The organism is Gemmatimonadota bacterium (assembly GCA_016209965.1).
Lineage (GTDB): Bacteria > Gemmatimonadota > Gemmatimonadetes > Longimicrobiales > RSA9 > JACQVE01.
Genome location: JACQVE010000314.1, coordinates 1 through 13,759 on the forward strand (window position 1 = coordinate 1; position 13,759 = coordinate 13,759).

11 protein-coding genes are annotated in these 13,759 nt (G+C 70.6%); 3 read left to right on the forward strand and 8 right to left on the reverse strand.

Features of this window, described 5'->3' with window-relative positions:
• The 7 genes from HY703_12445 to HY703_12475 form a co-directional block, all read right to left on the reverse strand.
• A partial coding sequence (locus HY703_12445; protein MBI4546001.1) for an ABC transporter permease occupies positions 1–611 on the reverse strand: 611 nt, incomplete at its 3' end.
• A gap of 6 nt (positions 612–617) precedes the next feature.
• The gene (locus HY703_12450; protein ID MBI4546002.1) at positions 618–1,859 is read right to left on the reverse strand and encodes an ABC transporter permease; all 1,242 of its coding nucleotides are present in this window, start codon (positions 1,857–1,859) and stop codon (positions 618–620) included.
• A gap of 3 nt (positions 1,860–1,862) precedes the next feature.
• The gene (locus HY703_12455; GenBank protein MBI4546003.1) at positions 1,863–2,570 is read right to left on the reverse strand and encodes an ABC transporter ATP-binding protein; all 708 of its coding nucleotides are present in this window, start codon (positions 2,568–2,570) and stop codon (positions 1,863–1,865) included.
• A gap of 11 nt (positions 2,571–2,581) precedes the next feature.
• Positions 2,582–3,889, reverse strand: coding sequence for an efflux RND transporter periplasmic adaptor subunit (locus HY703_12460; protein ID MBI4546004.1), 1,308 nt, complete (start codon positions 3,887–3,889; stop codon positions 2,582–2,584).
• Positions 3,886–5,424, reverse strand: coding sequence for a TolC family protein (locus tag HY703_12465; GenBank protein MBI4546005.1), 1,539 nt, complete (start codon positions 5,422–5,424; stop codon positions 3,886–3,888). The genes HY703_12460 and HY703_12465 overlap by 4 nt, the downstream gene beginning before the upstream one ends.
• Before the next feature lie 196 nt (positions 5,425–5,620).
• Entirely contained in the window at positions 5,621–6,346 is a 726-nt protein-coding gene (locus tag HY703_12470) for a hypothetical protein (protein ID MBI4546006.1), read from the reverse strand.
• 43 nt (positions 6,347–6,389) lie between these two features.
• On the reverse strand, positions 6,390–7,136 hold the full coding sequence (locus HY703_12475; GenBank protein ID MBI4546007.1) for a creatininase family protein: 747 nt from the start codon (positions 7,134–7,136) through the stop codon (positions 6,390–6,392).
• Positions 7,137–7,163: 27 nt separating this feature from the next.
• On the opposite strand from HY703_12475, the gene HY703_12480 reads away from it, so the two are divergent.
• Positions 7,164–10,952, forward strand: a complete 3,789-nt coding sequence (locus tag HY703_12480; protein ID MBI4546008.1) for a HAMP domain-containing histidine kinase — start codon at positions 7,164–7,166, stop codon at positions 10,950–10,952.
• On the opposite strand, the gene HY703_12485 is transcribed toward HY703_12480, so the two are convergent.
• Positions 10,930–12,444 (reverse strand): Do family serine endopeptidase, encoded by a 1,515-nt coding sequence (locus HY703_12485; protein MBI4546009.1) that lies wholly within the window; start codon positions 12,442–12,444, stop codon positions 10,930–10,932. The genes HY703_12480 and HY703_12485 overlap by 23 nt on opposite strands.
• Positions 12,445–13,006: 562 nt before the next feature.
• Between HY703_12485 and HY703_12490 the strand changes: the two genes are divergently transcribed.
• Both HY703_12490 and HY703_12495 read left to right on the forward strand, forming a co-directional pair.
• The gene (locus HY703_12490; GenBank protein ID MBI4546010.1) at positions 13,007–13,549 is read left to right on the forward strand and encodes a peroxidase-related enzyme; all 543 of its coding nucleotides are present in this window, start codon (positions 13,007–13,009) and stop codon (positions 13,547–13,549) included.
• Between the two features lie 22 nt (positions 13,550–13,571).
• Positions 13,572–13,759: DUF664 domain-containing protein (locus tag HY703_12495; GenBank protein ID MBI4546011.1), on the forward strand; the 188-nt coding region annotated here is incomplete at its 3' end.

Sequence of the window (13,759 nt, forward strand, 5' to 3'; positions counted from 1 at the left end):
AAGATGTTTTCCGCGACCTCGTAAACGCCCACCACGCGGAACGGCCTGCCATTGATGCGGACCTGCCGGCCGATGGGGTCAAGGGAGCCGAACAGGGTATGGGCCAGCGGTTTCGAGATCACAACCACCGGGCGGGAAGCACGCACGTCCGCCGGCGTGAAGTCGTGGCCGGCCACGAACGCGCCGATGCTGAACTGGGCCCAGCCGGCATCATCGGCGGAGACCTGTACGTCCAGGATAGGCTCGCCTCTGCCCACGTCGAAGTCCGCCGTCAGGTCGAAGTCGATGATGGCCGCGTGCACCTTGTCGAGGCCTGCAATCCGTCGCGCCTCGGCCACGGCGATGGGCGGGTTGTCGCCCCAGGGCGGGCTGTGGTCGTCCACCTCGCGGGCCTCGAGCCAGTTGAAGCGCGCCACAACGAAATTCTGCGGCCCCGCCGCCTCGATGCCGCTGAGCACGTCGGAGCGGATCCCCGTGACCATCGCGCTCATGGCCATGACCGTGGCCACACCCACGACAATGCCCAGGACGGTCAGCGCTGTGCGGAACTTGTTGGCGCGAAGCTGGTCCAGTGCCAGGACCACGCCCTCGCTGAGGCTGGCCAGGCGCATGGTCCGCTACTCGTGGCGCAAGGCGACGATGGGGTCCATGGCTGCGGCGCGCGCGGCGGGGTAGAGCCCGGCCAGCACGCCGACGCCGACGCCCAGGAGCGCAGCGGCGCCGATCCAGTGCAGCGCAATGGCGGCGGGCAGCGGCGAGGCGGCGCGCACGAGCTGGGCGAGCCCGACGCCCAACAGGATTCCGATCATGGCGCCCAGGCCGGAGAGGGTGGCCGACTCGATCAGCACCTGGAGCAGGATATCGCGGCGTCGGGCGCCCAGCGCCTTACGCACGCCGATCTCGCGCGTTCGCTCCGCGACCGAGACCAGCATGATGTTCATGATGACCATCCCGCCCACCACCAGAGCGATGGCTACCAGCCCCGGGAACGCGACGTACAGGATGCGGCTGATCCGCGTCCAGAAGCTCATGCTGTCTTCCGCCGTCTCGATCTCGAAATCGTTGGACTCGCCCGGGCGCAGCCGGTGCCGGGCCCGCATGATGGACTCCGCCGCTAACAGCGCGCGCGCCATGCCCTGGGCGTCCGTGGCGCGGATCAGGATCTCGTCAATGATGCGGTGCGGGTTCACCATCCGGGAAATCGCGGAGCGGGCTGGCGCAACGGCGCGGTTGTCCAGCGACATGCCGAAGAGGCTGCCCTGCTTCTCCAGCACACCGATCACGCGGAAGGACGAGCCCTTGATGCGCACCATGCGGCCGATCGGGTCGAGGGCGCCAAATAGCTTCTCCGCTGCTTCGTGGCCCAGCACCACGGCGGCTGCACCCAACTCGTCCTCCGGGCCCGTGAAGAGGCGGCCCCGGCCAACCTCGTATTCGCGGATCCGGAAGTAATCGGCCGTGGCGCCGGTCAGCCAGACATTCTCGACTTCCGTGCCGTCCGCGGCCTCGATGCGGCCGCCCGCATCGCTCGACGCGGCAACCAGTGCGGGGACCCCCAACTGCTGCCGGACAGCGGCCAGATCATCGAACGTCAGGCGCGGGCGCCGGCGCATCTGGCGCCACTCGGCGGAAGAGGTGCTGAACCAGACGGAGGGGCGGCGCCGCACGGTGACCGTATTCAGCCCGTAGACGGTGCGAGCGAAGTCCTGCTTCATGTAGCGGTCGAGCCCCTCCACCACGCTCACCACGGTCATGAGGAACATCACGCCGATGAGCACGCCGATGAGGGAGAAAAAGCTCTTCAGCTTCTGGGCTCGGATCTGGGCAAGGGCGAGGCGGACGCCTTCCAGCAGGGGCATGGGTCAGAGCGCTACGGCCGCCTGCGCGATGTCGCTCGCGATTACCCCATCGCGCAAGGTCACCGCGCGGTGAGCGTGCGCCGCGATGTCCCGCTCGTGGGTCACCAGGATGATGGTCTGGCCGTCGCCGTGGAGCTGGTCGAACACGGCCATGATCTCCGAGCTGGTCTGGCTGTCCAGGTTCCCGGTGGGCTCGTCCGCCAGCAGGATCGCGGGCGTGTTCACCAGCGCCCGGGCAATCGCCACCCGCTGCCGCTGCCCGCCGGACAGCTCGGCCGGCCTGTGACCCATGCGGTCGCCGAGGCCGACGCGCTCGAGCATGGCCTCCGCCCGCGCGCGCCGCTCCCGCGCCGGCACGCCGCCATAGATCAGGGGCAGCTCGATATTGTGCAGCGCGGTCGCCCGCGGCAGCAGATTGAAGGTCTGGAAAACGAAGCCCACCTCGCGGTTGCGGATCCGGGCCAGCTCGTCATCGCGCAGCCCGGAGACCGGCTCGCCGTCCAGCCAATACTCGCCCGCCGTAGGCGTGTCCAGGCAGCCGATCAGGTTCATGAGGGTGGACTTGCCGGAGCCGGATGGTCCCATGACGGCAAGGTACTCGTTCCGTTGGACGACCAGGTCGATTCCCTGCAGCGCGTGCACCACCTCGGCGCCCAGAACGTAGTCCTTACGGAGCCCCTCCGTCTGAATGACGGGATGGCCATTCGTCATCGCCTTCGTGCTCATTTCGTTGACTCCGATTTGCGCCGCTTGGACGCCTTTTCTACATCCTGTCTTACCGGTTTCCCGTCCTCGAGGCTGCGGATCGCCTCGTAGGGACCGGCCACGACTGAGTCCCCCTCTGCCAGCCCTTTCAGCACTTCGAAGTGCTCGGGCCCGGCAACGCCGACCTCGACGGGGACGAAATGGGCTTTGCCCTTGCGTACCACGAAGGCTCCTTCCTGGTCCCGCTTCTCCTCCTCCCCCGCCTTCTCGGCCGCGGCCTTTGCCTCGCGACCTTCCTGCGGCAGCGGCTCGGCTGCAGGCTGCTCGCGCAAGGTGAGCGCGATGATGGGGATGGCCAGGGTGCTCTTCCGCGTGTCGGTCACGATCTCGGCCGTAGCGGAGAGATCCGGCCGCAGCGTGGCCGGTGGGCGGTCCAGCTCGAGCACGACCTCGAAGTCTACCGCCTGCGCCTGCCCACCCTGGCCGAAGGCGGGGCTGGCGGAGGGCGGGCGCAGCGCGCTGTGGCCGATGCGGGTCACGCGTCCCGCGAAGGTGTCGCGCGGGAACGCATCGATCTCGATCCGCGCGCTGTCGCCCAGCCGGAGCTCCGGGACGTCCGTTTCGTCCACCTGGATGACCGCTTCAATGACCGAGAGGTTGCTGATGGTGAGGAGCAGGCTGCCCGGGTTGTTCATGGTCCCGATGATGGCCATCTCCCCCTCTTCCACATTGCGCCGCGTCACGATTCCATCCATAGGCGCGCGGATCGTGGTCTTTGCGAGCTGATCTTCGGCTTCCCGCAGCGCCGCCCGCGCTTGCTCCACGCCGAAGCGGGCGGCTTCCAGCAGCGCGCCCTGGATCCGAACCTGCGTCTCGGCCTCCTCGAGCGCCTGCTCGCTGATCAGTGCCGCGCCGTTCTCGCGCAGCGACTTGGACCGCTCGAGCGCCTGCTCTGCTCCGAGCAGGCTGGCCCGCGCCTGCGCCTCCCGGGCCAGTGCCTCACTCACGGCAGCGCGGGCACGCAGCACGGCGGCCTCGTACTGCGAAGGATCGATGCGCAACAGGAGCTGGCCACGCCGGACCGGGTCGCCCTCCTCGACCAGCAGCTCTGTGATCCGGCCCATGATGTCGGCCTGGATATCGACCGAGCGGTGCGGCCGGATCCAGCCGCTGGCCCGCACGGTGGCGACCAGGTCGCGGCGCGTCACCGTCTCGATACGGACCGGGATGCCGCCGCGCCCGCCGCGGGCCATGCTCAGCCCGCCTACCACGCCGATGAGCACCACTGCGCCCGCGCCAATGCCGATCTTCGTCCTTCGTTTCATGGGCCGCGCTCCTGGGCGGCGAGCTTCTCCCCGACCGCGGCCTCGAGGGCGGCCAGCGCTTCATGGAACGAATAGACGGCTACCAGGTAGGCGCGATCCGCCCGCGCCTTGATGGTTTCCGCTTCCAGCAGGTCGACAAACGAGGCGGCGCCCACGCGATATCGTTCCCGAGCCAGGCGGAGCTGCTCGTCCCCCAACTCGCGATTGCGCTCGTCGAGTCCGACGGTTCGGTACGACGTGGCCAGCGTCTGCAGGGCGGCGGCCACCTCGGTCTTGAGCCGCAGTTCCTCGGCGCGCAGCCGGTGCCGCGCGTCCTGGGCGGCCACGCGCGCGCTTTCCACCTGCCGCTGGCGCGAGAAGCCCTGAAAGATCGGCAAGGAGAGCCGCAACTGGAAGGTGGGCGGCTGGCTGCTGAAGTCGAAGGGAAAGGTGTTGTTGCCGTCCAGAATCCGCTGCCGCTGGGCATCCGTGAGCACGAAGCCGGAGCAGTCCACGGGTGTGCCGGGAAGCGGCTCCCGCAACCCCGTCGAGATCTGGTTCAGCAACTCGCATTGCTCGCGCTGCCCGTCCAGGCTGAGCCGCGTCTGCTCGACCAGCGACTCAGGCTCGCCCGACTCGCGGGTGAAGCCGGACCAGCCGGCGCTCAGCTCGAGGGTCGGCAGATAGGCGCTGCGGGCCATGCGCACGCCGGCGCTGGCCGACTGCTCGAGGGCGTGCAGGGCTTCGAGCTGCGGATGACGGGAAAGGGCGCGCTGGACCAGTTCCTCCTTCGACCAGCGCGGCTCGAACACCTGGAACGCACTGGTTAGCTCGACATCCCGCTCGAGCTCCATGCCCAGTCGTTCGAGCAGCCGGAGCTTCTCCGTCTGGAGCAGGTTCTCGGCCTGCAGCAGCACCACTTCTGCTCGCCCGCGCTCGACGGCCGCCTGCTTTTCCTCGAGGGGGATGGCCGCGCCCACCGCGACCCGCGCCTGCGCCAGCTTCAGCGTCTCTTCCGCGCGCTGCAACTCCTGACGGGCCAGCGCGACACCATCCCGGGCACGCAACGCCGTCAAGTACTGCCGCGTCACGGCGGCGGCCAGGGTGAACTCCGCGGCGCGCGTCTCCGCTTCCGCCGCGCGCTGGGCGGCCCGCTCGCGGCCCAGGCGGAAGAACGTCGCCGCTCCGAGCTGGTAATTCAGCCCCAGGTAGTAATCGGAGAGGTAGTAGGCGGGCGTTTCATCGAAGCCGATGTCCTCGGCCGTGAAAATGCCGAAGCGCGGCCGACCCCTGGCCTGGTATTGCAGGCCGGTACTGGCGAAGGCGGTGGGCAGCAGCCCGCCGTACGCCTCGCGCACCCCCCAATCGGCAGAGACTTCGTTGTTCTGTTGCGAGAGGAATTCGGGGTTATGCCGTCGCGCCAGCGCAATGGCCTCATCCAGGCTCAGTGTCGCGGGCGACTGCTGCGCCCGTCCCGCCGCAGGACACAGGGTCAGGGCAAGGGCAAGACCCCCGAGCACCCACCGCCTGCGGGGGTTGGCGGCCGTCGAAAGCACTGGTCATCTCCTTACGGATGAAATGGGATTTACCGGCCGATTCCCTTACGGAGGGCTCCGCTCCGCGGTTTCAGAAAGAGAGCAGCGCAGGGCGCCGTTTCCGCCCCGTGAAACTTACCGGTTTCAGGCGCCGGATCAAGCCAGTGTCGGGCCCCCCGGCCCCCCGGGCCCCCCCAAGGCCCCGGGGTTGCCCGCTTCAAGGGGTGGGTGGCGGTGTGGTGCGCACGGCGCGGTAGGCGCGGGCGGGAATCTCCAGGCGCAGCACGCGTCCGGCCCGGTCCACCCATACATGGTGCGTCACGCCGTCCGGCAGATCGATCACCAGGTGTCGGGCTTCCACCGCGCTGCCCTCGAGGTCCAGGGGCCCGACGCTGCGCGACGTCACTTGCGCCATGACCTGCCGGCTCTGCCGCGGAATGAGGAGCGGCACGCGCTGCGCCTTGCCGTCCCCGAGACGCTGGGCCAGGAAGTAGTAGTGGTGAGCGACCCCCTCGTCGACCAGCACGGCGCCGTCACTGGCGAGGTATTCCCGCATCATCTCGCCGGCGGGCGAGAGGATCTTGGCGCTGAAGCGCCCACCTACCACGCGGCCGGCAATGCGGCGGGATTCTGCGCCGTCCAGCTTCACCTGGTAGGCGGACGGCCGCAGTGCGGGTCCGGCGACCTCGAGCAGCGCAGTGATCTCTTCGCCGGCGGCCGCGGTGTCCAGCACAATGCGCCCCTGCGCAATCACGCTGGCCAGCGCGCCACTGCCGTTGCGGCGTATCGAGAAGCTCTCCGTGCCTGCCGGCTTCCCATGCACGGAAAGGCGGAACGCGCCTTCATCCAGCGACACGGTTTGCGCGGCTCCGCTGCCGGCCCACCCAGCGGCCGTGAGCAGGGCTGCGGCGAGGAGCCATGTTTTCGGGAGCACTGGCGCCATTCCAACCTCCGTTTGGGGAAGCCAGGCTCCTTCCTTTACCCCGCTACATGGTATCTGATTCCCGGTCCCCCGCCCCCTGGAACACGGCGCGCCGGATCGCGTCCAGGATGCGCTGATAGATCCGCTCCCCCTTGGCCGCGCTGGCCGCGCTGGGGTAGCCCACCGCGCCCGCGCCCCCCGGCGGCGGAACAGGCAGGCCGCCGCGCAAGTAGCGGCGGAATTCCTGGGGCGGCAGCTCGAAGTCACGGGCGCGATCCATGCGCACGAGTTCGGGGTAGAGATAAAGCATCACGGAGGTTTCCGCCTCGTCGCCGTGCAGTGGGCCGGGTTGTTTTTCCAGCAGGTCGGCGATGTCCACGTCCCAGGCTTCCACCACGCGGACGCGCGCCCGCTCGGTGAGCAGGCTCGCCAGCGCCTCGAGGTGGGGATCGTGCCGGTGCGCGGTCACCAGGATGAATTCCAGCACCCCGTGCTCTTCCCAGCGGGCGAGCAGCTCGTTGAGGGTTCGGTGCAGCGTTTTCTTGTGCAGCGAAGCGGTGCCGGCGAAGGCGCGCTCGGTGCGCACGTTGACTCCGTAGTAAAGAGTAGGCGCACGCAGCACGGCGAACTCCCGGGAGAGGTCCATGGCGAGTCTGCGGGCAATCAGGACATTGCTGCCCAGCGGCAGGTGGGCGCCGTGCTGCTCGAGGGCGCCCACGGGCATGATGAGGCGCGGGTCGCGTGCGAGGTGCGCCGCCACGTCGATCCAGCTCAGCTCGTCCAGGCTCAAGGCCAGCTCTGATTCGCCCATGCTGCCGGCTCCAGACTCGGAGGGGTGTTGATCCGTCGCGTCCTGGCGCCCGGCGTAGCCGCGTATGCCGGAGCGCTTCTTGCGCTCCTGTGGGCGCGGACACTCGAGCCCGCGTACCTGGCGGGCGCGCTCGCAGCCGCGGCTGCAGGCGCGGCCCTGCTCCTTCGCTCGCGCCGCGCGCGGCGCGGGTTGCCGGCTGCGCCTGCCGACCGCTGGGTATACGCCGCACTCCTCACGCTGGCGTTGGCCGCCGTGGCCGGCCTGATCAGCGCCCGGCGGCTGGGCCGGCTGCCGGCAGAGTGGCCGCAGCACATGGCGGCCCGCCAGGCGCGCCTTGCCGCCACCCTGGACCGCGAGGTGTCGCGCGTGCTCGAGCGCGCCCGCCTTGCCGCCGAGCAGGCGGCCGCCAGTGCGGATCAGGGCGGAGCCGCCCTGTTCGCGGGGTTGGCGGAGCTCCGTTCCCGGACCGGTGTGGACGCCCTGGCCGTCTTTGGCGAATCGGGCGAGCTCGTGGCCTGGGCGGGCGAGCACCGCGGCGTGCTGCCGCTGCGCATCAAGATCGGCGGCCCCGGCATTGCCTACGAGGATCGGCCCCTTTTCAGCTACCTATACGTCTCCGCTGTGGGCCGGGAAAGGGGCGGCCGGGCCATGGCGGCAGTGCTGCTGTCTGCTGATCCGCTGCTGCGCGACCGCGAGCCGGCAGACCTGGCGGGGCGCTTCGAGGCGCGGACCGGGGCGCGCCCCGCGTTCCTCCCCGGGCCCGGCCCGCGCGCCGATTGGTCCATGGTGCAGGGACGCGAGGTGGTATTTCACGCTCGCTTCCAGCCGGTCACCCAGGGGGCGTGGCGGGCGGGAGTAGCGCGCGCCGGCCGGCGCTGGGTGACTCTGGGCGCAGGCGCAGCGCTCGTACTCCTGCTGATCGGCTGGCTGCGCGCTGCCGGCGGCGCCGAAGCTACGGCGCGCTGGCCGCGGCAGGCGGCCGCGCTGGGCGTGCTGGCGGCCATCGCGCTGACGCCCTGGAGCGAGGTGCTGGGCGCGGAGTCCCTCTTTTCCCCGGGCCTTTTCCTGCTGCCCGTTCCTGGCAACGTCTCCCTCGGCACGTTGCTCGCCCTGCTGCTTCCGGCGGCCTGCCTGGCCGCCGCGCGGCGGCCCGCGCCACTCGAAGGCCGTGCACTTCTGGCTGCGGTCCTGCTGGGCGTTCTCTCCGTAGCGGTTGGATTCGCTGCCGGAGTGCGGCTGCTGCTTGGCGGCGCTTCACCAGCGCTGCTCGAAGGGGGGGCGGGGGTGGCGCTCCTGTGGGGCGGTCTGCTCGGAGCGGGCGTGCTCCTGCTGGGCACGCTGGCCGGGCTCGCGCTGCCGCAGGCTGCGGCCCCGCCGGGCCACGCCGGCCGGCACGTTCGATCCCTGCTCCTGGCCCTCGGCCTGGCCGCCAGTCTGGCGCTCATGCTCTGGGGCGCGCTGCGCTGGCGGCCGGAACGGGCGCTGCCGCCCTGGAGCCCGGCGTTGTGGGCCGCGCCCTTGCTGCTGCTCGCGCTCGCACTGGCACGGGAGGCGGGGCGCGGCAGCCGCCTCATTCGCTGGCTCGCGGCCGGGTGGCTCGCGGCCACTGCCGTGATCCCGCAGCTCTGGGCGGCTCAGATGCATGCGCGGTTCCAGGCGGCGGAGCGGGAGCTGGCCGCGCTCGGCAGTCGCGCCGACCCCTACCTGGACTACCTGCTGCGCCGGTTTGCGGAGGAGGTGGGTCAGGCGGCGCAGGCCGGCGGCGAGCAGCGCGGGACGGAGCTGCTCTACCGCGCCTGGGTGCGCAGCGGACTGGCCGGCGAGGCGTACCCTGCCCAGGTCACGATGTGGACTCCTGACGGCCGCGTCGACGTCGAGCTGGAAGTGGGGAGTGGCGGCGCGTCGCGGCGCAGTGGCAGCGCGGGGGTCGTCAGTGGAATCGTGAGCCAGGCTCGCGCCGTGGGCCGGCCAGTGTGGCGCGCGCAGGCAGATGCTCCGGGCCTCGACCGCGTGCTGGCCGTGCCGCTCGCTGATGGCCGGGTCATCAGTGTAGTCGTGCCGCCGCGTCGCAGCCTCGAGGCCGCCGGCGCGTTCCCGCCGCTGGCCGTGGGGGAGCCGCGGCCGGAAGCCCGCCTCACGCTGGTGCCGGCGCGGTCGGCCGAGCCGACTCCCTCCTCGCGGATCCGCTGGCATCCCACTGACCAGGGTTGGCGCAGCGAAGCGATCGTGCGATACCCGGAGGGCGAGTACCACGCGCATCTCGAGCTGCGGTTCCCGCCCATGGGGGTGCGGCTTGCGCGCGCGATCCTGCTGCTGGCCCTCAGTTTGGCCGGGCTCGCCCTGCTGTGGGTGGCGGGGCGCGTCGCCCGTGGGGAGCCGCCTGGGCCGCCCGGCGGCTGGACGGCGTGGCTGGGGGGGTTCCGCGCCCGCGTCACACTGGCCCTCTTCGCCTTCTTCCTGCTGCCCACGGCGCTCTTCGGGCTGGTCGCCTACCGCGCCCTGGCCGGCGAGGTGGCGCGGGCGGCCCGCATGGTGGCCGAGCGGGCAGTGGCTCAGGCCGCCGCGGCGTTCCCCGATTCTACCCGGGAGCTGGGTCTGGTCCGGGCGCGCACTGGTGAAGAAGTGCTGTATTACCTGGGCGGCGAGCTGGCCAGTGCGTCATCGCCCCAGGCGCTCACCATGGGTGTGTTTGGCGCATGGATGCCGGCCCGCGTGTATCAGACGCTGGTCGAGAGCGGCGAGGAGATCAGTGCGGTGGAAATGCGCCGGCTGGGGCGGCACCCCTACCTGGTGGCGTACCGGCGGTTCTCGGCCGGCGCACTGGCTGTGCCCGTGTCACTCGCGGCGGGCGACGCTGTCGTTCGCCAGCGCGAGCTGGCTCACTTGATCCTCTTTGCGGCCCTGCTGGGCGGGCTCCTCTCACTCACCCTGTCGGTGGCCGTCGGGCGGGCGCTGGCCGGTCCCATCGGACGGCTGCGCCGCGCGGCTGGAGCGGTGGGGGCCGGCCGGCTCAGTGCGCGGCTGCCCGAGGACCGGACTGACGAGTTTGGCGAGCTCTTCCGCTCCTTCAATCGCATGGTGCGGCGGCTGCGCCGTGCCCGCGCGCAGGAGCTGCATACGGCCCGCGTGCTGGCCTGGGGCGAAATGGCGCGGCAGGTCGCACACGAGATCAAGAACCCGCTCACCCCGATCAAGCTCTCGGTGCAGCATCTGCGGCGCGCGTTCGCGGACCGGCGTCCGGATTTCGACCAGATCCTGAACACCAGTGCGGAGCGCATGCTGACCGAGATCGACCGGCTCAGCGACATCGCCCGCGCCTTTTCCCGCTATGGCGCGCCGGCGGAAGCCGCAGGCCCGCTCGAGGAGGTGGACGCCACCTCCGTGGTGCGCGAAGCTCTGACGTTGTACGGCGTGGGTGAGGGTGGCACGCGCTACCTCGAGCAGGCGGAAGCCGGGCTGCCGCCCGTGCTGGCCCGCGGCGCCGAGCTGAGAGAGGTGCTGCTCAACCTGCTGGAGAACGCGCGCTTCGCGCTGGACGGCCGCGGCACCGTGCGGGTCACAATCGCGCGCGCGGGCGGGAACGTCGAGCTCATCATCAGTGACGATGGGCCCGGCATCCCACCCGACCTCTTGCCGCGCATCTTCGAGCCCCAGTTCTCCGCCCGCTCGGCCGGCACCGGGCTGGGCCTGGCCATTGTGCGGCGGCTCGTCGAGGGCTGGGGGGGCAGCGTCACGGCCGAGACGAGGCCGGGCGGCGGCACCGCCGTGCGCGTCCGCCTCCAGCCCGCCGGCGCTACCGGTGAGTCCGATAGTTGATGACGCGCTCCGCGCCCTCCAACTGCGGGTCGCGAACACGGAGCGAAACGACGTCGCCGGGCTTGAGCGCGCCGGCAATACGCTCGACATCGCGGGCCGTCTCCACCTTCTGCCCGTTGATGCTCAAGAGCAGCAAACCAGGCCGCACATTGGCCTGAGCCGCGGAGCCGAACGGCCGGACGCCGCTGATGACGACGCCGCGCCGCTCCCGCAGCTCGAGGCGATCGGCAAGCGTGGGCGTGAGCGTCTCGACCTCAAAGCCCAGAAGCTCCTCGGCGCCGGGCCGCCCCCCTCGTTCGCGCTCCCGCGCCGCTGCCGTCTCGAACTCGCCCAGCTCGACATCTACCACGAGACGCCGGCGCTCGCGGATCAGCGTCAGCTTCACCCGCTCCCCAGGCCGGCGCCCGGCGAGCATGGTCTGCAGCTCGGTGGCGTCCTCCACGGCCTGCCCGTCCACGGCCATAATGACATCACCTGGCTGGAGCCCCGCCCGAGCCGCGGGCGTCCCGGACTGGACGGACGTGACCTCTGCGCCCGCGATCTTCTCCAACCCGTAGACTTCCGCGTCCACCGCGGTGACGGCCTCGATGGTCACGCCCAGGCGCGGCCGGCGCACGGCGCCGAACTCGATGAGGTCCCGCGCGACGCGGCTGCCCAGGTTGATCGGGATGGCAAAGCCGGCGCCAGCGAAAACGCCGGTCGGCGACGTGATGGCCGTGTTGATGCCGACGACCCGCCCCAGCAGGTCGACCAGCGGGCCGCCCGAGTTACCCGGGTTGATGGCGGCATCCGTCTGGATGAAGGCCTCGAGCGGCGCCTGCCCCACCTCCTGCAGTATCCCGAGACTGCGGCCCTTGGCGCTGACAATGCCTGCCGTCACACTGAAAGTGAGGCCCAGCGGGCTGCCCAACGCCAACACCCAATCGCCCACCCGCAACTGCTCGGCGTCGCCAAACTGGGCCGTGGGCAGGGACTCCGCCTTGCTCGGGTTGATCTTGATGACCGCGACATCGGTGTTGGGATCGCTGCCGATGACCTCGGCCACGAACTCGCGGCCGTCCACCAGACGGACCGTCACCTCGGCTGCATTCTGCACCACGTGGTTGTTGGTCATGATGTAGCCGCGCTTGTCGAAGATGAAGCCGGAGCCCTGACCTTGCTGCGGCGGGAGCTCCATCTCCTCGTCGGGACGCAGCTCGGGGAAGAAGCGGAAGAAGGGGTTGGGGACCCGGCGCCGGGCCACGCGCGCTTCCTGCTCCACACGAACGAAGACCACGGCTGGCAGTGCCCGGTCCGCCGCCGCGCGAAAGGCGCCCGAAAGCCGTGCCGCCGTAGCCGTATCCAGTACCGCCGGAACGGCACCCAACTGTTCGCGCACCTCCGACCTCACGCCGTCGCGCTCCTGGGCTTGAGCCACCTCGCCCCGGCCGCAGCCGGGCAGCGTAACTGCCAGCGCCGCCAGCATCCAACGCACGCCGCTGATCCTCGACATCCGCACCTCCAGAGTGGTGATCGGCAGGGAAGCCGGCCGAAGGAGCCTCCGCTAACCTCCGGGCTGCAGGCGGCGTGCCCAGCGGGGCTAGCCGCCTGGCGCGCCCCCCCTTGCGGAATCCGCGCCGCCGATCCAGCCGAATGATGAAACCGGTGTATAAGATGCGCGGCGCCCGGTTTTGTTCCACACCCACCCGCCGCGCCGTTCTTCGATGCGCGCCTGCTCGCTCAGGGTTGCTCCCCCTGATCCCGCTACCGCTCAGACTCCCACTACCACTCCGACTCCGACTACCGCTCCGACTCCCACTCCCGCCCCAACCCAACTGCCGCTCCCACTCTTCCAACTCGATTTCCCGTACCCGCACCCGTACCCGTACCCGTACCCGCTCCGTCAATGATCGGGAGCCGCCCGCACTGCGCTTCCCCGCCTCACGCCGGATGCCCGCCCCCGCCGCGAACCCTGGCGCTACGCCCGCCGATGCCGCATCCTGCGCAGGGCATATCCGGCCAGCCGGCGCGGGTGCCAACTTGTTCGTCGTCCGCCCGACCAGGGGAGCTGAGCCATGGCGTGGATCCGCACCATACCCCGCGCGAGCGCTACGGGGCCGCTCGCGCAGCTCTACCAGGCGATTGCGGGGCGGCCGGGCGACGTCGCCAATATCCTGCAGGTCGAGTCGCTGCACCCTGCCGGGCTGCGCGACCACTACGCGCTGTACCGCACGCTCATGTACGGCGAATCGCCACTCTCCCGGGCCGAGCGCGAGGCCATTGCCGTGGTCGTCTCGGCCGAGAACCACTGCCGCTACTGAGTAGCACATCACGGGGCGGCGCTCCGTGCCGTGACAGGCGACCCGGCCCTGGTCGAGGCGCTCAGCCGCGACTGGAGCAAGGCCGAGCTGCCGGGCCGGCTGCGCGCCATCCTGGAATACGCCGCCCGGCTGACCCGCTCGCCCGCCCAGGTGCGGCAGGAGGATGTGCAGCGCCTGCGTGACGCCGGCCTCGAGGACCGCGCTATCCTGGATGTGGTCCAGGTGACGGCCTACTTCAACTTCGTGAACCGGCTGGCCGATGGACTGGGCGTGCAGCTCGAGTCGGATGCCGGATGATACAATTCCCAGGGGAGGCAGCATGACGGAGTACACGTCGTTGCTGGAGGAGGCGCTGGAGGCGTGGGCGTACACGCGAGAGGGCGTGATGGACGAGGTGGAGAACCTGCCGGAGCAGCATCTTGGCTTTCGCCCCACGCCGCACAGCCGCAGCGTGGCCGAACTGGTGCAGCACATCCTGGAGTCCGGCCTGCTCATGTCCGGCGAGCT